This window comes from Pandoraea captiosa (genome assembly GCF_902459775.1).
Taxonomy (GTDB): domain Bacteria; phylum Pseudomonadota; class Gammaproteobacteria; order Burkholderiales; family Burkholderiaceae; genus Pandoraea; species Pandoraea captiosa.
Genome location: NZ_CABPSQ010000005.1, coordinates 197,828 through 216,816, shown reverse-complemented (window position 1 = coordinate 216,816; position 18,989 = coordinate 197,828). Strand labels below are relative to the sequence as shown.

Sequence of the window (18,989 nt, the reverse complement as noted above, 5' to 3'; positions counted from 1 at the left end):
CCCGGCCGGAAGCGCAGGCTTCCGGACACCGGTCGCCGGACATCAGAACGCTTCGTTGATCTGAAAGTAGACGCCGCGCGTCTGACGTCCGAAGCCGACGTCGAAGCGTACGTTCACACGCGGCTTGAATTCAAAGCGATAGCCCACCCCGCCGTTCGGCAGCCAGTGTGCCGAGGCGAGATCGCCCGGCCGGTCCGCAATCGCCCCTGCGCCTACCCAGGCGACCACGCCATGTCGGCCGACGATATGCATCCGGTACTCGACTTGCGCCGTGAGCATGTTCCTGTCGCGATACTGCCCCAGGAAATAGCCACGCATGTGTTTGCCGTCGCCGAATGTCGGCATCATGCTCCACGGCACGTCTCCCCAACTGAATTTCCCGTAGATGTCGAAGGCCAGCACGTCGCGCTCGCGAAACCTCGTGTAGTGGTCATAAGACCATTCGAGCGATTCGAACGACGTGCTGCTGCCGAACGCACGCCGATAGACAGTGGTCGTGAGCGATAGCGCCTGACCTTTGTAGGGATTCGGGATGAAGTCCCGCGTGTCGTAGGAAAAGTTGGCACTCAGGCCGATGCTGCGCACATACGGACCGATGGGATCGGTGACGAAGGCGCTCGCATCCCCCTTGTCGCGGTTGACCGCCGAATCGAAGTGCGCGTCGACGCCAAAGCCCCCATACGCACTCGGCCAGAGCCGCCACAGGAATGTGGGGCGCACGAACGCGCTGCGTTTCGTGTACTTCTCCCGGTTGTCGTCGTTGCTCGCACGGTCGTAGCCGATGCCCCAGTATTGCGTCGGCATGTTCACGACGGCCCCCGCAATCACGAAGCGAAAGCGGTCGTCGGTGAAGAATGTGGTGTTGTCCACGCCAATGCCGAACGCACCGGTCGTCGTGCCGAAACCGTGGATGGTCATGGTGGAGAGTTGCGTCGTCGGCAACGCGTCGCGCGTCTTATATAGACCGACGGCTGCGGCGCCGATGCCAAACCCCATCTCCGGGTTGTAGAACGGCCCCGGCATCACGCCCCAGTCCATGCCATGACTGACGTCCACCTTGTCGGCCGCACCCAGTTTGGCGAGCAGCCGGTCGATCCAGCCTTGTTGGGCAGCGGGTACCGTGGCGACCGTCGCGTCTGTGGCGGACGCCGCCCCGCCCCCGTCCGTCGTCGCCTGCGCCATCGACGCGCCACTGCAGATAAGCGCAGCCAGGGACGACGCGACCAGCGCAATGCGCATCGTCCGGCATGTTTGACGGGTGGGCAACGGAGGGAACATCAGAATCTCAGGAAGGCAGTGAGAATGACGTCGTTACGGTTGTAGCCGTAACCGAATTCGGCGAGCAGGCCAAAGCGCTTGCTGACCGCCCAGCTCAGCCCCGCGACGCCGCTCCAGCTACCCGTGACCGACTGGTCGATCTGGTAGTCGAGGCGCTGCGTCTGGCCGCCTGCCGCTTCGATCGGGATATCGAAGTGGCCGGTAATGACTGCCTTCGTGCGGAACCACGTTGCTCCGACATACGGCGTGAGGATCCCGGCCGAGCCAAGATGCACGTTCCAGCCGATACGCGGGGAAATGTTCCACGAATGAATGAGCGAGTCGGACATGGAGATGTCCGAGACCGTATACGTCACGGGTAACGAGAAGAACAGATCGCCGTAGGTGCCGACCAGCGTAAAGCCGCCGCCGTAGGTGTGGCCGCTGTAGTCCGCGTGGGCTGTCGGCAGCTTGATCGGGTTGGCGCAATTGGGCGGCGGTCGTCTGCCCGCACAACCGATGTTGAGCCCGAAGAACTGTTCGAGCGCCGTGAGCGACGAGAAATTGATGTTGATGTCGCCGCCACCGCGCACGTTACCCACGATGGCGTACACATTCATGAACGGGAACAACCATGCGCCCAGCTGAAACTGGTTCGATTCACTGCGAATGCGCGACTGCTCGAATTGCACGAAATCCGCCGAGCGCAGCCCGTTGCCGTTCGCGCCGACCATCAGATTGCTGAGTTGGTAGCGTTGCGCGCCGTTGAAGTACGAGTAGCCCACGTCATAGGGATTGGGGAGTTCGTACCCACGGTCGATCACGCGCTGCGCAAAGAACGGCAACGCCCGATCCCATTGCTTCGGTGCCGGGGACGTCTGCGATGCGCCCTCCGGCGCGGCGGCCCCGCCGGACGATGCCGACGCGTTGGCCGTGGCCTTGTCGTCGGGCGCTGCCGATGGCGACGCGGCGCTCCCCTCGGCAGGTGTGGCCGTCGGCCCGATCACGCCGCGATACCAGCCGCGCCGTGTCGTCACGTCCCCGCTGCCGTCCGGCATGGGTGCAACCATCGTAGCGCCCGTCGCACCGGCGCCCCAGGCGGCAGCGTCGCGCGGCGCACCGCTCAGGCATGCGATCAGAGCGGCTGCGAGGCACCAATGCCCGCCGCCGATCGGCAGCAGTGCCCGTTGCCACAGTTGCCGCCGTTGCCACTGTTGCCGCATCTTCCACATCCGCATGTGCATGCCTTTGTCGGTAAAGCCGATGGAATCGGTGCGCAATGTCGTCAGTGCCATGCGCTGCCGACCTGGATGTAGAAAGCGTTCTCGCCTTTGCTGTGCGCGACGTCCACGCCCACGGCCAGTCCGAGCTTCGCCGCGATCAGATAGCGAAAGCCGGCGCCGACACTGACGACGGCGTCCGCTTCGGAGAAGGACTTCCATTTGCCCCATGCGCGCCCGGCGCCGCTGAACCCCAGAACGGACCAGCGCGGCGTGACGTTCCAGCGCAATTCGGCTTCCACCATCGCGGCGTTCTGGTCCTGATACCGACCTTGCTGCACGCCGCGCAGCTTGACGTACGGTTGCGCGTAAAAGGGCGTATCGCCTGCCGAGAAGCGGCCGTCGAGGCGCAGGCCGAGAACCCACTCGCGCGAGAGCGGCAACCATGTGTAGCCGCGTCCGTTATACGTCTCGAACGATTGCGAGCTGCCCGCCCATGGGCGCGCTGCCTGAATTTCCAGTTCCAGATAGCTGCCCTTGTTCGGGAAGAACATGTTGTCGCGGCTGTCGTAGTCGATCACGAGCCCCACCTTGCCGATACGACGTTGGGCGTCCGGCACGCCCACCTCCTGCGCAATTTGTCCGGTGAAGTGCGTATTCGAATCAAAGTAGGTATAGCGCGGGCCGACGAACCAATGCGAATTACCGATGCGAAACAGCACCTGTTGCACGAGCAACCAGCCATTGAGTTGATAGGAGCGCGGTGAATTCGACAGTCCGTAGTAGTCCGTCTTCATATTCACTTTGGCGAGCCCGCCGAGATACCGGATCGAATCGCCGCCCCACGTGTGGAAATGCATCAGCCCGGCGCCCCAGGTGCCGTTTTCCGTATACATGCCGCCGACTGCCGTAATGTTCGGCGGCGACATGACCCCGGTTTCCTTTGCGTTTCTCGCTGCGTCGGCCATCGATTCGGAAAAGAACATCAGCGCCACGCCACCGCCGTAGCCGATTGCCGGTTCCGTGATGATGGTGGGCACGGGTAACGCGCCGCGATGATTGAGCAAGAAGTCACTGGCATCGAAATCGCCGTCCTCCGGCGAATGCCAGGACACTTTTCGTGAGGTCGGCTCGATGGGTGCTTCGGGCTTTGCGTTCGTGACGGCGGCATCTTGCGGCGCCGCACTCGGCCCCGATGTCTGCGCATGGACGGCGCTCATCGGCGCCATGCAGCACATTGCCAGCGCAAGCGTCAGGGCCGCGCCGTGCCATGTCGCTCCGCGCGTCGCGTCGCGGCACAAGCCAGTCGTGCGATTGAGCGCACCGCGCCCGACACCCCGTGCCGATCGCGCCCATTTGTCCGACGCCGTTGCGCCGACGCCCTCCCACGACTGTCTCTGCATTGGCGGTTCGCTCTCCGGAAACGAGAATGAATTCAACGATATTTAAACTCGCACTCACCAACAAAATTCACCGCAAGAGTAATTTAAATTATTTTTAAATTACCAATTTATTATTCATTCATCGTCAATTACAACAAAACACTAAATCAGCAACCAAGGTTTCGTCAAAATTAATTTCTAATTCGTCAGACGCAATTGAATTTCGACGCGATGGTCCGGAGATCGGGCGTCGCGTGCGGTCCGAAATGACCAGGACACCAAGGCAAAGGCCGGAGTATTTTTTCCCCGCTGGTCTGGCGCAGACGGTGCGGTATGCTTATGCGATTCGACTTAAAGGAGACCCCATGCGCTCATCTCTTCGCGGCATCCGCCTGTCCGGCGTGCTGCTCGCTCTGACGCTGACCGGCATCGCGACGGCCGCCCGTGCCGACCTGACCGTCGGCATCGATCTGTCCTCGACGGGACCGGCAGCGGCCATCGGCATTGCCAGTAAGAACGCCATGCAGCTCTGGCCCGACCAGATCGGCGGGCAGAAGGTGCATTACCTGTTTCTGGACGACGCCTCAGATCCCGGCACGGCCGTGAAGAACACGCGCAAGCTCATCAGCGAGAACAAGGTCGACGTCATCGTCGGCCCGAACATTACGCCGAGCGCGCTGGCGATGCTCGACCCCATCTCCGAGGCGGAAACGCCGATGATTACGCTGATCGGTTCTGCCGTGGCCGTCGAGCCGCAGGACGCCAAGCGACGCTGGGCCTTCAAGATGGCGGCCAACGACTCTGCGATGGCCGACGTGATGACGCGCTACATGGCGAACCATGGCGTGCAGACGGTGGGGTTCATCGGCTTTGCCGACGCTTATGGCGACAGCTGGCTCAAGGAATTCTCGAAGTTTGCGGCATTGCGCAAGTTGAAGATCGTGGCTCAGGAGCGCTTTAACCGTACGGATACGAGCGTGACCGGGCAGGCGCTCAAGCTGATGGCTGCCAAGCCCGACGCCATTCTGGTGGCCGGTTCGGGCACACCGGCTGCGCTGCCGCAGCGCACGCTTCAGGAGCGCGGTTATACCGGCAAGATTTACCAGACGCATGGCATCGCAACATACGACTTCGTGCGCGTTGGCGGCAAGGATGTCGAGGGCACGCTCTTCCCCACGCAGCCGGGTGTAGTGGCCAAATCGTTGCCGCAGGGTCATCCGGCGCGCACGGCGGCCCTGGCGTTCACGAAGAAGTATGAGGCGAAGTATGGCGCGGACACTGTGACGCAGTTTGCGGCTGACGCTTACGGCGTGTGGGATCTGCTCAACGACGCCGTGCCGCGTGCGGCAAAGGTTGCGGCGCCGGGCACGCCTGCGTTCCGTGTGGCGTTGCGCGACGCACTCGAATCGACGCGTAACCTGGCGATTCCCAACGGCATCATGAACCTGAGTCCTCAGGATCACGTCGGACTGGACCAACGCGCCGGCGTGATGGGACAGATCAAGAACGGCAAGTTCGTCTACGTCTCCGACTGATCGGCGGTCTCGCCTGATTGCCGCCGCCTGCGGGTGAATGAAGCAGGCGGGCGGTGGCAAAAAGAAGCGAACGCGGCGGGCTTGTGGCCGAAGGAAATTTCGGTCATAATCTCGCCTTCGTCCGGTGAGCCCCAACGGGATTATCGAACGTCTCACGCTGCGACACCGTTCGGTGCACGCACACCTGCCCAGGTGGTGAAATTGGTAGACGCAGGGGACTCAAAATCCCCCGCCGCAAGGCGTGCCGGTTCGATTCCGGCCCTGGGCACCACATCAGCCTTATCTGGCAAGCTTCCTTTGGCAAAACCCTCCCGGGGTTTCACGTAATGCCCGTCATTGCGAATTTGACTCTGCCAAATCCGCACGCATCGCAGCGGTCGTCTCCTGCTTTGCAAACTGCGTCGGCGAAACACCCACCATGCGAGCGAACGCGACACTGAACGCGCTCGCGGAGCGGTAACCGACCCGCGCGGCGACGGTCGCGACGCTGAACTCGTTTCGACGCAGCAGATCCTTGGCAATCGCCATTCGCCACGACGCGAGATACTCAATCGGCCCCACGCCCACCACACGACTGAACCGGTCAAAGAACGCGGAGCGCGAGAGCGCCGCCGTGCGCGCCAACTGGGCAATCGTCCAGGCTCTCTCCGGGCTCGCATGTATCGCACGAATGGCAAGCGCCAGACGCGCATCCGCAAGTCCACCAGCAAGGCCGGGCGTCGCCTGCGTTTGCGACGATCGCAGCGCTTCGATGAACAGCACTTCGAGCAGTCGCGCCAGCACGACCTCGCGCGCCGGACGATCCGCCCGCGCTTCATCCCGCATCAGATTCACGAGCGTCGAGAGCCGACGATCGCCGCGCACGAGCACGCTCTCGGGCAGCAGCGATACCAGCATTGCCGCATCCGGCGAGCCAAATGCACACCGCCCCGCCAGCCATTGCGCATCCGGCGCGGCTGTCGTGTCGCCGAACCGAAAGGTCCCATCGGTCAGCGCCGTCGGCGCGAGGTCCGATGTGCCCGCGTCGTCCGGAGGATCCACGCTGGAAATCGCAAAGTGGGAGGCCTCGGGCACCAGCACGAAGTCGTCGGCCTGAAGCGTCTGCGGCGCACCTCCGTTGACGGAGACCGACAGCGCGCCGTCAAGCACAACGCAATAGACCGGCTGCCCAAGCTCGGTGCGCGTCGCCCGCCAGCGCCCTGCGCCGCTCACCACCTTGGAGAACGCGAGGGTCGGTTGAAGCAATGTGACGATCTCGGCGAGCGGGTCACTCATGATTGGACGATCTCAAATGAAATGCGGACGCTAGATTGTAGCGAGTCTCGTCGCATCGCCGTATCGTGTCAGTACCGCAACGAACACAAGGGTCGACATGAAAACCGTATTGATCACCGGCTGCTCGTCCGGATTCGGATTGGAAACGGCACGGTATTTTCTTGCACGCGATTGGCGGGTGGTCGCCACCATGCGTACGCCGCGCGACGACGTGTTGCCACCGTCCGACCGACTTTCCGTTCTGTCGCTTGACGTGAAGGATCCCGAATCGATCCGCTCGGTCGTCGAAGCGGCAGGACCGCTCGATGTACTCGTCAACAATGCGGGCATCGGCTTTCTCAATGCGCTCGAAGGCACATCGATGGATAACGTGCGCGACATCTTCGAGACCAACACGCTGGGCACGATCGCAATGACGCAGGCCGTGGTGCCCCAATTTCGCGAGCGCAGGCAAGGCGTCATCGTCAACGTCACATCGACCGTCACGTGCCGCCCCTTGCATCTGCTATCCGTCTATACCGCGAGCAAGTCGGCCGTCAACGCATTCAGCGCATCGCTGGCGCTCGAACTGGAGCCGTTCAATGTTCGCGTTCGCGTCGTGCTTCCCGGACGCGCACCGTCGACGCGCTTCGGCGAAAACGCACGAGCCCGCATGAAAGACGGCTTCCCGCCAGCTTACGAAGCGCTCGTCGAGCAGGTCTTCTCGCACTGGCAGAAGGAGACGGCCGTGACCGAGGCGTCCGACGTCGCCGAGGCCGTATGGCTTGCTGCGACCGACCCGTCAAGCCCATTCAATATCCCGGCCGGGGAAGATGCCGTGGAAACGTTCCGCGCTGTGGCGAACGCGTAATCAGGCAACGCGCCGTATCAGCAGCGCTTCGTGTCGCAGGGAAAAGCGTCGCGGGCATGCGCAAAGGCATCGATCAGGGCGCCCTTCGCATGCCGCCCATGCCGGACATCTACGTTGCTTGCCAGCGGACGCCCGGCATGTGCCCATCCTCAAAAGCGCTGCTGCAATCGCAGGCTGCCCGTTTGCGAAACGAAACGCGAACCGACCTGAAGCTCGTAACGCGCGGTGAGCGACAGGTTGTTGCTACGCACGAGCGTCGCGCCCAGCGTGAGGTCGGCGAGGTCGCGCACGGGCGACGGCCCAACCGCTGTGAACGCCGTCTCTCCCGTAAAGTCGCCCGCGTAGCTCGCCCCGGTGACGGCACGTGAATTCACGAATTCGTGAATCCATTGCGCTTGCGCGAACGGCACGATGTCGCCGTAACGTGTCGCGAATGCGCGTTCCAGTCGTGCGCCCAGCGCGCTGCGCAAAGAACTCGCGTGCGAGGTTCCCACTGATAGCGCGGCCCCATTGCCACCGGTCTCCGTATAGCTGCCTTGGTGCAAATAGCTATAGGTCAGGCTCGCGAGCGGCGTGAGCGTGCTGCTGCCCAGCGCCAGCGGATACCCGAACTCGGTGCGCGCGACATATTGCTGTCCCGAGAACGCACCACTCGCCACGCCGGAGAATCCGGTGAAGTCGACTACACGCGTGGTGTTGTAGCGCTGTTGCACGATACCGCCCGACAGATTCACGTACCACGGTGATCCAAGATAGCTGGCGTAAGCGAGCAAGCCATAGCCGTTGACCTGCGTTGAACTGCCCGAGTTGTCGTCCGAACCGTTGATTTTCGTGTGACTGAAAGAGAATGCGCCGCCCGCGAGCCATTTGTCGCCAATCGCGCGGTCGACACCGAACATCAGGCCGCCATAGTTCGCGCTGTAGCCTGCGATGTCGTCGACCATGCCCTGGCTGGCGTGTCCGCCGAACGCTTGCCCCCACACACCGAACGACGGTCCGCCATCACCGGTGGCAACGCCGCTGTGCCCGGCTTGCGCCAGCCGCAACGCATCGGCACGAGCGCCGGTGAGCGCCAGTGCGTTCAATGTCGGTGCGGCTGCTGCCCGCGAGGCAGCGAGTTGCTGCGCTGGCGAGAGCTGTGCCCCGGCGCGATTCGCTTCGCTCACGCTACCGATGGCAAGCGACGCGTTGTAGAGACCCAGCAGCCCCGGATCGCTGATCCCGGTGTAGCTTTGCAGGCCGCCGAACGAGGCGAGGGCGTTGCGCGTAGTCGGCCGGATCGGTGCCGGGGCGGAGGGTGGTGTTGGTGTCGGGGTGGGCGTCGAGGTTTGAGGTGGATTCGACGGTGTCGTGCCGGTCCCGGGGTCGGGCGGCGGCGGATCCGGAAGCTTCTCACCAACAGTGACGACCAGATTGTCGGTGTTGGTTGCCGCATCTCGGACCTCTGCGCCGGTCAGGGCATACCGGGCGCCAAGAATGCCGTAGTTGAGCGAACTGGCGTTGAAGTTCGTGGTGGTGCCCGTCGCCTGCATCACCACGAACCGTTGCCCCGTGGCAAAGCGGTATGCGGCGCTGGTGCTGGCGCTGGTCAACTGGACGCTCGCGCCGGGATCGATCGTCGCATTGCCGGAGACGACCAACCTCCCATAGCCGGTGTCGGTCGTCAGGCCATTGGCGCCTGCACCATTCGCCACCCCGATACGTAAGGCGGCATCCGAATATTGGTGGTAGTTGCCGGTGATGGTGATGGGGTTATTGATCTGAAGGACCCCGGCAGTATTGACCAGCGTTCCGGTCATGACATTGTCGTTAAGCAGCAAATTGCCTGAGAGCGTGAGATTGCTGAATCCACTGTCGATCTGCCCGATGGGGCCGAGCGTGCCGGGGCTGCCGCCATATCCGGTCAGCGTGCCGAATATCGAAGTGCCGCCGCTGATGGTGAGGTCATTGGGGCTGGTATTCAAGATCGGTCCAGCAATGACTCCTGTGTTGACAACGGTGCCGAGCAATGCACCGCTCAGAGAGCCAACGACGACGATCGCCGCATCGGAGCCGGAGATCAGACCGGAATTGATCAGTGTGCCGATAGTTCCCGGGGCTGGAGCAGGTCCCGGCGCGTCTACAGCGACAGCGACGTGGGCGCTGATCGTACCGCTATTGGCGAGCGTACCGATAACTCCACCGGTAATCACCCCGATTCCATACGACTCAGTCTGAGTGATCATTCCAGTGTTGATCACCGCGGTGATGGAACCGCCGCTCCAGTTCACGATTCCCGCCCAGCCCGCTGCGATGGTCCCGTCATTCGAGATAGCGGCAATGGTGCCGTAGTTTCGAATAGCGCTAGCGGTACCGTTGTTCGGATTGCCTGCAATCCCCCCGGAGATTGTTCCGGTATTTGTCAGCGTACCGATACTCCCGGATGGAGCCACGGAAATGGCAGCGTTATCGCCGTAAATCCGTCCTGAGTTGGTGATGGTCCCGATGGATCCGGCATTTTCAATGCCGTAGGTGCTCCCTGAGATCAGGCTGCCGTTACTGACGGAATTGATAGCGAACCCGTTGTAAATGGCGGATATGGTTCCGGAGATGGTGCCGTCGTTCCGAATGGTTCCTATCGTGCCGGGATAACTCGTGGCGCCCGTGGTGTCCAACACACCATTTTGCACGCCATACCCTCCAGCCAGAGTGCCGGTCGACGCATTCTGAATTTGATCGGTATTGCCAATATTGAGAAAGCCGGATTGGGCGCCGACCACCTGTCCGAAGTTGCTCAACGTGCCGAGATTGCCCTGGTTTGCCACTACGGATGAATCTGAAGATTCGAACCGTGCGGCCTGTGTGACGGTGAAGGTTCCCGAAGTCCCGCTAAGAAAGAAGCCATATCCGGAGAAGGGAATAACGTTGCCGGGACCCGAGTCGTACGTTGGGAATGAGAAGCGGACATACATGCACTGGGTTGACACTCCCATAACGGTGCAGGGATCCGCCACCGCCGAATTCGGCACGCCATTCGCCGCCATCGCAGACAGTGCAATGACCAGTGCTTTTCGCTTGGGTAGGTATTGGGAGTGCGGCATTGCGGTATCGTGGTCTTGTTGTTTTGAGGGATGATGTGTCGGTGCGGTGCTTCGTAAGCAGCCTGCGGGAGTCAACCGAAGACTGAAGCGGCAAACTCCCGTCCATGCCCCGATTTCTCCGACTACTGGAAATCTGCCCCATTCGTGCCTGCGGCGCATTGGACTAAAGTCCTAGTCGGGTCATTTTTTCGGGCCGAACGACTGCGCCGAACCACCTCGGATCGCCCGCTGTCTACGGCACGGGATCCACATCTCCGTCGTCCACGCAATACGTAAATTCTTAAACGGATTGCCGCGACCCGCCTTATCCCCGGCAAACCGGACCATCCGCGCCCTTACCCCTCGCCACCTTCGAAATGCGCATATCACATGGATTCGCGCATCCGCCATGTGCGAGCCTCCCTTTGTGAAAATCGGCGAAACCTGTCGTCTGCGCGTTTTCCCGTCTTTCGATTCGGACGTTGCTGAACGTCAGGCCACCTCACTCCTGACATCATGAATGCACCTCCGCGGCCCCCTATTCATGCACAAACAAGGAGACTTTCCATGAACGACCCGAAGGACGCCCATTGCGCAAAACCCGGCGGCATCGGCAAACGAAAATCGAAGGAAGAGCGGACGCTGAACGTTCCGAAATCGCTGGCAAGACAGGGATATGTGGTCTGGTTTCATGACCACGGGAAGTATCTGGGACTGGCGTGGAATGAGGCCGCCTCGGAAATCGAAAAGGCGCATGTCACGAATGACGATCACGCGATCTACTTCGAGACGTTCGCGCAGGCGGCAGTCGCGTGCGACAAGTTCGTCAGCCCCTGCCGCGTACTGCACTGCCCGGGGCCGGGAAAACCACCGAAGCTGATGGGATAGTCAGATGAGGCGGACCGTCTTTGCGATCGGTCCGCCATGCCCCGTCATGCCCCGTCATTCGCGCCATGGTTACCCGCACATCTCGGAGCGGGTATGGCTGCCGGGACTCGACGTCAAGCGAGCTTTGCGACGAAGTGGGTTGCCGCGACCAGCGCCGCGCCAACACTCACCATCGTGCCGATCAGCCGCCAGGTCAGCGCGTGCAGTTCCTTATGCAACTCCCGGTGCACGGCGGCGAACCCCTGATGCATTTCAACGCGCACCGCGACAATTTCCCTGGCCAGATCCTCTCGGGTCGCAAGCGTCGGCAGTATCGCCTCCACTTTGGTCATACGCGCTCGCAGTCGCCCGTCGCCATGCTTGCGACGCGTGGCGCTGCACCCTGCTTTGAACCGAGCCATTCGTGAATTAGTTTTCCGGAGTGTTCCCATCTTCATCAACATCTTCTATCCCGCCTCCACCCTTGCAACGGCAAACCTCAGTACGTGAAAAAACGATGTGCCGTGCGCGCATCCGATGAGAACGTCACGGTAAAACCGGCGTTGGTCGCACGTCGGACCCTGAATGCCCTGCACTGCATGACAGTCACTCTATCGCGCGAATTCGCATTGCGGTGCTACGTAGTCCCCGACGTCCGTGCTTCGAGATGCGCCACAATCTCCTGCGCCGTCGCACGCGCGCTTCGCATCACACCGATGAGTGTGGCCGACGCGTATCCCGTCCACTCGCCATACCCGACAAGCCAGAGCCTCGGTTCATCGATCGATCGCGTTCCCGCCACCCGGATTCGCCCATCCGCGTTCACAATCGAGAGCGGCTGCAAGTGGGTCAGGGAGGGCCGAAATCCCGTGCACCAGATGACCACGTCCACGTGCGAGCGTGTGCCGTTCTCCCACACCACGCCGTCCTCGACGAACCGCACAAACGGACGCACCGTGCGCAGCACGCCCCGCTCGCGCGCCGCCAGCACGGACGGCACCATGACGATATGCCCCAATCCGCTGTCCGGATACGGGTCCGGCAAACCGCGCTGCGCGGCCTGCCACCGCGCCGTGGCCCGCTCGAACAGCACGCGTCCGTCGACATCGTCCGGCAGGTAGGACGGAGGACTCAGCGTGACCCAGGTCGCATCGCATAGCCGCGATACCTCCGCGTAAATCTGCGCGCCGGAATTTCCGCCGCCGACGACCAGTACGCGCAGTCCCTGCAACGCCTCGGGCCCGGCATATTCCGCCGAGTGCATCTGACGCCCGCGAAACACCGCCTGGCCCGGATAAGTCGGCACGTACGGCGAGCGCCATGACCCGGTGGCACTCACCACGGTTTGCGCCAGCCAATCGCCCCGGTCCGTGCGGACCTTTAGCCCCGCGTCTTGCGCGAATACCCCAGTCACGCTTACGGGACGCACCACAGGCACCTCGTAACGCGCCTCATACGCCCTCAGGTAGGCCACGGCTTCGTCGCGGGACGGATAATGCGCTTCGCCGCCGCGCATCGGCCATCCCGGCAACGAACTCCATTGCGCGGGAGAGAAGAGTTGCAGCGACGGCCATGCGCGCTGCCACGCCCCGCCCGCCGACATCTGGTCGTCCAGCACGATGTAATTCACTTTCCAGCGACGCAGAAAATAGGCGGTCGCCAAGGCGGACTGGCCGCCACCGATGACGAGCGTATCGATGCGCCGCATCGATACTTCGGACATATCGGACATCCCGGACACCGAGGACGTCTGAGATGTCTGGGATGTCCGGTGCAACGCCGTATCGCGCGAACTCATGCGGCATCCTGTTCGTCCGGCGCCGTCCGCGGGCCGACCTGACGGAAGTAGCGGCCTGGAGACTCGCCAAAGGCGCGGCGGAACATCGCAATGAAATTGCTCGGTGTCGAATACCCCAGCGAATCGGCGATGGCGCCGACGGGCTCCCCGTTGGCCAGTCGCTCAAGTGCACTCACGAGACGCGCCTGCTGTCGCCATTGCGTAAAACCCATGCCCGTCTCCGCAACGAACAGGCGCCGCGCGGTACGCGACGACACACCGGCACGCTGCGCCAGCACCTCCAGCGACGTCTGCCCGCCGAGATCGCCAAGCACGGCGCGCGCCACACGCGCCGCGCGCGCATCGGTGGGCATGGGCAACCCGAGCGGCTCTGCCGGCGCGAGCGCAATCTCGTCGATCAGCACCTGAGCGAGACGCGCCTCGTCCTCCGTCAGGGCTTCGCGCGACGCCCACGACGCCGCTCGCTTGACGAGCGCCGCCAGCAACTCCGAGACGCCCACGACACGAGGCGTCGTGGGCAACTTCGTCGCGGCGCCCGGCGCGACCAGCACGATCCACCCGCTGACCACGCCCGATAACGACACGCGATGGGTCACGCCGGGCGGGATCCATCCCGCACGATACGGCGGCAGCACCCACGCGCCGAAGGGCGTATGAACGTGCACCAGTCCCGAATGAACGCAGAACAATTGCCCTCGCACATGGGCGTGCCAATCGAGCTCACGCGTTCCGATCCTGAACAGGCTGCGTTCATGGTCGCTGCCCCCGAACGCCCACACCGGCGGGCCGTCCAGCCGGTCGTTGGGCTTGTATCGCGCAAACGGCGAATCCTCCAACTTGATCATGGGCACGTCGGTTTTGCGATGCGACAGGCTTAACGGATCGCTACTCATCTCTTTGTCCGATCTGCATTGTTTTATGACCAAACGATGTTATCAGGTCAACACGCGACGCGCAGACAATGAGCGCAGTACCACCCTTGGCCGCTTCTCGCGGCGACTTCAAGATCATGTCTGCCTTGCATGTCAACATCATCGGCGCGGGTCTGGGCGGCCTGTGCCTCGCTCAGGGCCTGCGCCGCGCGGGCATCTCGTTCGATGTCTATGAACGCGACACCGCGCCCGAAGCCCGCTTTCAGGGATACCGTCTTCGCATCGACGCCGACGGCCTCGATGCGCTCGCCCGATGCCTGCCTCCCGGCCAGGTCGAGCGCGTTCGCGAGCGCGCGGCAATCGCGCGCACCGGCGGCCGCTTCGTCACCCCGCAACTCACCGACGCCGACGTCGTACTGCCACCGAGCTGGCACGACGCGCATACGGACGAGAGCGTGACCGAACACCGCCGGCGCACCGCGCCGGTGGCCGCACGTCCGGCCGCGCAGGCCCCCGACATTCCGGGAGACCTCAGTCTGCACCGCCAGACGCTTCGTGAAATCCTGCTCGACGGCATTCTCGATCACGTCCATTTCGGGAAGTCGTTCTCGCGCACGACCACGACGGCCGACGGCCGCCGCGTTGCGCACTTCGACGATGGCTCCCACAGTGCGGCGGGCCTCGTCGTGGCTGCCGACGGCACGCACTCGCGCGTGCGTGAATATGTGCTGCCGGGCATGACACCTCGCGACACCGGCGACCTCTGCATCTACGGCCTCACGCCTCTGTCCACGGCGCTGCTGGTGCTCATGGACGCACACGGCGAGGCCACGACCATGGAGGGCAGCACCGTCGTATTTGCCGATGGCTTCGCCGTCGTCATCGAAGCCATGCTGTTTCGTCGTGCCGACGATGCAAGCGCACCGGGACCATTAGCCAGTGGCCCGCACCGGATGCCGCTCTCCCCCGTGGCCGACTACCTCTACTGGGCCTTCATCGGCCCGTCGCAAACGCTGCTGGGCGCCTTCCACCCGGCGGCAGAGGTTGCCGGTATTGCACCGCTCGCGCGCATCGACGCGCTGACCGAAGGATGGCACCCGCACCTCGGCGCGCTGTTCGCACACGCGGTGCCCGAGACCGTCCGTACGATGCCGGTGCGCAGCACCACAAGCCCGCTGCCATGGCAGGTCGATAGCGTCACCGGGCTGGGGGATGCGGTTCACACGATGAGTCCGGCGGGCGGACTGGGCGCCAACACGGCCTTGCGCGACGCCGCCAGACTCGTCGAGCATCTGCAGGGGGTAGCGTCGGGGCATACGTCGTTGGACCGGGCCATCGCCGCCTATGAACGCGACATGTGCGAGCGCGCAAGAGAGGCCGTTCGCCTGGCGGACGCCGGCGCGTCGCTGCTCAGTTCGCGTCGCCAGACGGCCGCCCAGCCGTCACGCTCGAGCGCCGACGCCATGCATCTGTGAACCGGCCGCGCTCCCGTGTTACTTTTACGCCAACGTGACTCAATGTGACCAAGCGCGAGGAGTGACCATGTACACCGTAATGGGTATCACGGGACGCGTCGGCGGCGTCATCGGCCACGACCTGCTGACGGCGGGACTGCCGCTTCGGGCCATCGTTCAGGACCCCGTCAAGTCGAGCCGGTGGGCGACACTCGGTGGTGAAATCGCCGTGGCCGAAAATGGCGACGTCGATGCACTCACGAACGCGTTTCGCGGTAGCGAAGCCGTGTTCGTCATGCTGCCGCCGAACGCCGACCCCGAGCCGGATTTCTCTCATGCGCGTTACCTCATCGACGCCATCGTGAAAGCGCTGGACGCCACGCGCCCGAAGCGCGTGGTGTGCCTGTCGAGCATCGGCGCGGACAGCGACGTGCCCAGCTTGCTCACGGCGCTGCGCATGTTCGAGACAGCGCTGCTTTCGCTTCACTTGCCGGTAACGTTCCTGCGCCCCGCGTGGTTGATGGAGAACTTCTCATGGGATATCGCACCCGCGCGCGAGCGCGGTGAATTCCCCAGTTATCTGGCCCCTGTAGACCGCGCCTTGCCGATGGTGTCGACGAACGACGTCGGCCATTTCGCGGCACGCGCCATGCAGGAAGATGTCAGTGATGTCCGGATATGGGAGATCGAAGGCCCCGAGCGTTACTCGCCCGACGACATCGCTGCCGCGCTCGCGCGTGCGCTGGTAAGAGATGTCCGCGCCGAAGCGGTACCCCGCGCAGGCTGGGACCCGTTGTTCCGCGCGCAAGGCATGCGCAATCCCGTGCCGCGCATTCAGATGCTCGATGCGTTCAATGACGGCACGTTCCGGTTCCGCGACGACGGCAGCCACACGTTGCGCGGCGAGGTCACGTTGCTCGAAGCGATTGCCGCGCTGGTCCGCGAAACTTGACCCGATGCGGCCTGACGGCTGTCAGGCCGCCCAACGGACTGTCCAACAGACTGTCCTACAGACCATCAACCAGAACATGCAATGGTGCTCAGCGCGAGACGCCGCAAACCGGCGTCTGCGCCAGCAGGTCTTTCCACCGAGTCTGCCAGTCGCCATCATGCGCGAGCCCCGTGACCACCACCGTCCGCACACAGGCGCCGCTCACCGCCGCAGCGAAACGCCTGGCGACTGCAGGTGGCACCACCTTGTCCTGCTCGCTGCTGAAGTGAATCTGGGGAATTTTCGCGACCTGGCGTGCCACGTCGACAGGATTGCGTGAGGCGGGCATGGCGGACACATCGTGCAGTCGGTTGACGTACTCGACATCGAGATTGCCTGCCACCGTGCGCAGCGACGCGACATCGCGACGTCGCGCCGCAATCAGCACCGCGATTGCGCCGCCGCCCGAAAAGCCGATCAACTCCAGCGACTGCCCGGGGGTGCGCGCCGCCAACTGCGTGATCTCGGCATCCATCGCGTCGACGACCTCCGGCGCGAAGCGTTTGCCGGTCCAATACGCGATATCGCAGCGCGGATTGTCTTCCATCGGCGTGAACTGACAGGGCCGGGCGAGGTAGGCCACGTTGGCGGATGGATCGGTCGCGGCCAGTGCAAGCCCGGTCGCCGCCACCGGCGTAGGATCGAGCGACGGCTCCGTGCGCGACACCCACGCCAGCCCGTCGCCTTCGATGTAGATGCGCAGCGGTTTGTCCGCGCGCGTGATGCGTGAGAACACCGTCAGCCGGAAGTCCTCGGCCTTCAGCACTTCGCGTTTGAGCCCGGCCGGTGCCGCCAGCGAATCGGCGTGCGCATTGCGGTCCAGGCTCGCGCAGCCCGACATCAGCGCGACGAACCCCACCGCGAGAAGCCCCATCGCCTCCCGGGTCGTGCGTCGTGTCACGTGTCGTGTCATGAATCGCGTCACACATCGCCACGGGCAGAAGTGTCGGCCCCGGTGATCACCGCGCATGACGAGCGCCCTGCGTCACGAACGTCGTCAGCTCACTCGCGACCCGTTCGATGACCGGCGTCCATTGCGAGCGCGCGGGCTGGCGAAAGAGTCGCATGCCCGGATACCACGGCGAATCGTCGCGCTCGAGCAGCCAGCGCCAGTCGGGCACGAATGGCAGCAGAACCCACACCGGACGTCCCAGCGCCCCGGCCAGATGCACCGGCGACGAGTCCACGGACACCAGCAGATCCGCCAGATGCAGGATGGCCGCCGTGTCTTCGAAATCGCGAATCTCGTCGCTGAGCGACACCATCGTCATGCCGTTGGGCGGCGTATTCGCCTGCGACGCTGCGGGGCCCTTCTGGATCGACAGGAACGTCGCACCGCTCGCGCCCAACGGGGCGAACTGGTCGAGCGTCATGGAGCGGTTGCGATCATTCACATGTTCGGGCCGCCCGGCCCATACCAGGGCCACCCACGGCTTCGGCACATCCGCGAGCCGCGCACGCCAATGCGCGACGCGAGCGGGATCGGCGCTCAGGTACGACACGTCGCCCGGCAGGTCTGCGAGCTTGAGCCCCATCGCCATCGGCAGGCTCATCAGCTCGCAATGCTGGTCGAACGACACCGGCAGTGTGCCGCGCGCCACGATATCGTCATCGCCCCACATGCGTCGGGCGATGGATAGCGTCTCGGGATTCACTTCGAAGATCACGCGTGCCTGACTACGCTCGCGCGCCCATCGCGCCATGCGCATGAACTGGAACGTGTCGCCGTAACCCTGCTCGTCGTGAATGAGCAGTGTCTGTCCGGGAATCGGACGACCGTCCCAGCGCGGACGCTGCACCTTGCGTTCGATGGCCTGGGTATGTTCGAGGCTGTAGCGATAGCGATACTCTTGCCATCCCCGCTCGAAATCTCCCAACAGCAGCAGGGCCTCGGCCAGATCGAAACGATTGGAGAGATCGCCCGGCACCTGCCGAGCGAGCATGGCGAGCACGTCGCGGCCCTCTTCGGCCTTGCCTTGTGCGCGCAAGGCCATGGCTAACAAGCGCCACGTCGACATGGGCGCTGCACCACCGGCAACGGCCTCACGCAGCAGCTCCTCGGCCCCCTCGTAATCCTGCACCTCGATGCGTCGGGCGGCCGCCTGGTGAATCGCAGCCAGCGCTTGCGTCGGGCCCGCCTGCGACATGTCGATGCCGGGCGCGCCCGGCGGCGGCATCGAACCCGCGGCGTTTCGCGCCGAGATATCGGCCTCTACGGCGGCGAGTGCGGCCTGCGCATTAGCGTTTTGCGGCACTTGCTCAATGGCCGCGCGCGCGCTCACCAGCGCCTCGTCCAGACGGCCAACGAGTCGGAGAATCGTCGCACGCGCCACGAGGGTCGACGGATGTTGTGCCGCGAATGCCGACATGACTTCGACGACTTGCAAGGCCGATCCCACATTCCCTCGCGACAGCTCGATATCGGCCAG

General features: G+C 63.6%; 15 protein-coding genes and 1 tRNA gene. 6 read left to right on the top strand and 10 right to left on the bottom strand.

The features are described 5' to 3' along the window. Positions 1-42 precede the first annotated feature (42 nt). Genes PCA31118_RS16100 through PCA31118_RS16090 form a run of 3 tightly spaced genes read right to left on the bottom strand, consistent with a single transcriptional unit; the run spans position 43 to position 3,706 of the window. A complete protein-coding gene (locus PCA31118_RS16100) occupies positions 43-1,278 on the bottom strand; it encodes a BamA/TamA family outer membrane protein (RefSeq protein WP_246190266.1) in 1,236 nt (411 codons plus the stop codon). After that, entirely contained in the window at positions 1,278-2,552 is a 1,275-nt protein-coding gene (locus tag PCA31118_RS27380) for an autotransporter outer membrane beta-barrel domain-containing protein (RefSeq protein ID WP_246190265.1), read from the bottom strand. The genes PCA31118_RS16100 and PCA31118_RS27380 overlap by 1 nt, the downstream gene beginning before the upstream one ends. Then, complete coding sequence (locus PCA31118_RS16090) at positions 2,543-3,706, bottom strand: BamA/TamA family outer membrane protein (protein ID WP_150626196.1); 1,164 nt, start codon at positions 3,704-3,706, stop codon at positions 2,543-2,545. Before PCA31118_RS16090 ends, PCA31118_RS27380 begins: the two co-directional genes overlap by 10 nt. A 518-nt stretch (positions 3,707-4,224) precedes the next feature. Here PCA31118_RS16090 and PCA31118_RS16085 point away from each other — a divergent pair. Then, positions 4,225-5,394: an ABC transporter substrate-binding protein gene (locus tag PCA31118_RS16085; protein ID WP_174990495.1), complete on the top strand. Its 1,170-nt coding sequence runs from the start codon at positions 4,225-4,227 to the stop codon at positions 5,392-5,394. A 186-nt stretch (positions 5,395-5,580) separates the two neighbouring features. Beyond that, positions 5,581-5,665, top strand: a tRNA-Leu gene (locus tag PCA31118_RS16080). A 62-nt stretch (positions 5,666-5,727) separates the two neighbouring features. On the opposite strand, the gene PCA31118_RS16075 is transcribed toward PCA31118_RS16080, so the two are convergent. Beyond that, positions 5,728-6,669 (bottom strand): AraC family transcriptional regulator, encoded by a 942-nt coding sequence (locus tag PCA31118_RS16075; RefSeq protein ID WP_150626123.1) that lies wholly within the window; start codon positions 6,667-6,669, stop codon positions 5,728-5,730. A gap of 97 nt (positions 6,670-6,766) precedes the next feature. Here PCA31118_RS16075 and PCA31118_RS16070 point away from each other — a divergent pair, with 97 nt between their 5' ends. Next, a complete protein-coding gene (locus tag PCA31118_RS16070) occupies positions 6,767-7,519 on the top strand; it encodes an SDR family oxidoreductase (protein ID WP_150626122.1) in 753 nt (250 codons plus the stop codon). Between the two features lie 149 nt (positions 7,520-7,668). On the opposite strand, the gene PCA31118_RS16065 is transcribed toward PCA31118_RS16070, so the two are convergent. Continuing rightward, positions 7,669-10,758, bottom strand: a complete 3,090-nt coding sequence (locus tag PCA31118_RS16065) for an autotransporter outer membrane beta-barrel domain-containing protein (protein WP_246190263.1) — start codon at positions 10,756-10,758, stop codon at positions 7,669-7,671. A gap of 387 nt (positions 10,759-11,145) precedes the next feature. Between PCA31118_RS16065 and PCA31118_RS16060 the strand changes: the two genes are divergently transcribed. Then, complete coding sequence (locus PCA31118_RS16060; protein ID WP_246190262.1) at positions 11,146-11,466, top strand: hypothetical protein; 321 nt, start codon at positions 11,146-11,148, stop codon at positions 11,464-11,466. 113 nt (positions 11,467-11,579) lie between these two features. On the opposite strand, the gene PCA31118_RS16055 is transcribed toward PCA31118_RS16060, so the two are convergent. The 3 genes from PCA31118_RS16055 to PCA31118_RS16045 all read right to left on the bottom strand — a co-directional run bounded on the left by PCA31118_RS16055 (position 11,580) and on the right by PCA31118_RS16045 (position 14,136). Continuing rightward, on the bottom strand, positions 11,580-11,867 hold the full coding sequence (locus PCA31118_RS16055; RefSeq protein WP_150626121.1) for a hypothetical protein: 288 nt from the start codon (positions 11,865-11,867) through the stop codon (positions 11,580-11,582). A 215-nt stretch (positions 11,868-12,082) separates the two neighbouring features. Then, on the bottom strand, positions 12,083-13,168 hold the full coding sequence (locus PCA31118_RS16050) for an ArsO family NAD(P)H-dependent flavin-containing monooxygenase (protein ID WP_246190261.1): 1,086 nt from the start codon (positions 13,166-13,168) through the stop codon (positions 12,083-12,085). A gap of 71 nt (positions 13,169-13,239) precedes the next feature. Further along, positions 13,240-14,136 (bottom strand): AraC family transcriptional regulator, encoded by an 897-nt coding sequence (locus PCA31118_RS16045; RefSeq protein ID WP_343043292.1) that lies wholly within the window; start codon positions 14,134-14,136, stop codon positions 13,240-13,242. 116 nt (positions 14,137-14,252) lie between these two features. On the opposite strand from PCA31118_RS16045, the gene PCA31118_RS16040 reads away from it, so the two are divergent. Further along, positions 14,253-15,590 (top strand): FAD-dependent oxidoreductase, encoded by a 1,338-nt coding sequence (locus PCA31118_RS16040; protein ID WP_174990494.1) that lies wholly within the window; start codon positions 14,253-14,255, stop codon positions 15,588-15,590. A 67-nt stretch (positions 15,591-15,657) separates the two neighbouring features. After that, positions 15,658-16,521, top strand: a complete 864-nt coding sequence (locus PCA31118_RS16035) for an NmrA family NAD(P)-binding protein (protein ID WP_150626119.1) — start codon at positions 15,658-15,660, stop codon at positions 16,519-16,521. 88 nt (positions 16,522-16,609) lie between these two features. On the opposite strand, the gene PCA31118_RS16030 is transcribed toward PCA31118_RS16035, so the two are convergent. Continuing rightward, a complete protein-coding gene (locus PCA31118_RS16030; RefSeq protein WP_150626191.1) occupies positions 16,610-17,434 on the bottom strand; it encodes an alpha/beta hydrolase in 825 nt (274 codons plus the stop codon). A gap of 85 nt (positions 17,435-17,519) precedes the next feature. Further along, the gene (locus PCA31118_RS27550; protein WP_425495369.1) at positions 17,520-18,707 is read right to left on the bottom strand and encodes a glycosyltransferase family 9 protein; all 1,188 of its coding nucleotides are present in this window, start codon (positions 18,705-18,707) and stop codon (positions 17,520-17,522) included. Between the last annotated feature and the right edge of the window lie 282 nt (positions 18,708-18,989).

Coding starts and splice junctions, on each gene's coding strand:
- PCA31118_RS16100 (WP_246190266.1), bottom strand. CDS start 1,278: ATGTTCCCTCCGTTGCCCACCCGTCAAACATGCCGGACGATGCGCATT.
- PCA31118_RS27380 (WP_246190265.1), bottom strand. CDS start 2,552: ATGGCACTGACGACATTGCGCACCGATTCCATCGGCTTTACCGACAAA.
- PCA31118_RS16090 (WP_150626196.1), bottom strand. CDS start 3,706: ATGGCGCCGATGAGCGCCGTCCATGCGCAGACATCGGGGCCGAGTGCG.
- PCA31118_RS16085 (WP_174990495.1), top strand. CDS start 4,225: ATGCGCTCATCTCTTCGCGGCATCCGCCTGTCCGGCGTGCTGCTCGCT.
- PCA31118_RS16075 (WP_150626123.1), bottom strand. CDS start 6,669: ATGAGTGACCCGCTCGCCGAGATCGTCACATTGCTTCAACCGACCCTC.
- PCA31118_RS16070 (WP_150626122.1), top strand. CDS start 6,767: ATGAAAACCGTATTGATCACCGGCTGCTCGTCCGGATTCGGATTGGAA.
- PCA31118_RS16065 (WP_246190263.1), bottom strand. CDS start 10,758: ATGCGCCGCAGGCACGAATGGGGCAGATTTCCAGTAGTCGGAGAAATC.
- PCA31118_RS16060 (WP_246190262.1), top strand. CDS start 11,146: ATGAACGACCCGAAGGACGCCCATTGCGCAAAACCCGGCGGCATCGGC.
- PCA31118_RS16055 (WP_150626121.1), bottom strand. CDS start 11,867: ATGGCTCGGTTCAAAGCAGGGTGCAGCGCCACGCGTCGCAAGCATGGC.
- PCA31118_RS16050 (WP_246190261.1), bottom strand. CDS start 13,168: ATGTCCGAAGTATCGATGCGGCGCATCGATACGCTCGTCATCGGTGGC.
- PCA31118_RS16045 (WP_343043292.1), bottom strand. CDS start 14,136: ATGAGTAGCGATCCGTTAAGCCTGTCGCATCGCAAAACCGACGTGCCC.
- PCA31118_RS16040 (WP_174990494.1), top strand. CDS start 14,253: ATGTCTGCCTTGCATGTCAACATCATCGGCGCGGGTCTGGGCGGCCTG.
- PCA31118_RS16035 (WP_150626119.1), top strand. CDS start 15,658: ATGTACACCGTAATGGGTATCACGGGACGCGTCGGCGGCGTCATCGGC.
- PCA31118_RS16030 (WP_150626191.1), bottom strand. CDS start 17,434: ATGGGGCTTCTCGCGGTGGGGTTCGTCGCGCTGATGTCGGGCTGCGCG.
- PCA31118_RS27550 (WP_425495369.1), bottom strand. CDS start 18,707: ATGTCGCAGGCGGGCCCGACGCAAGCGCTGGCTGCGATTCACCAGGCG.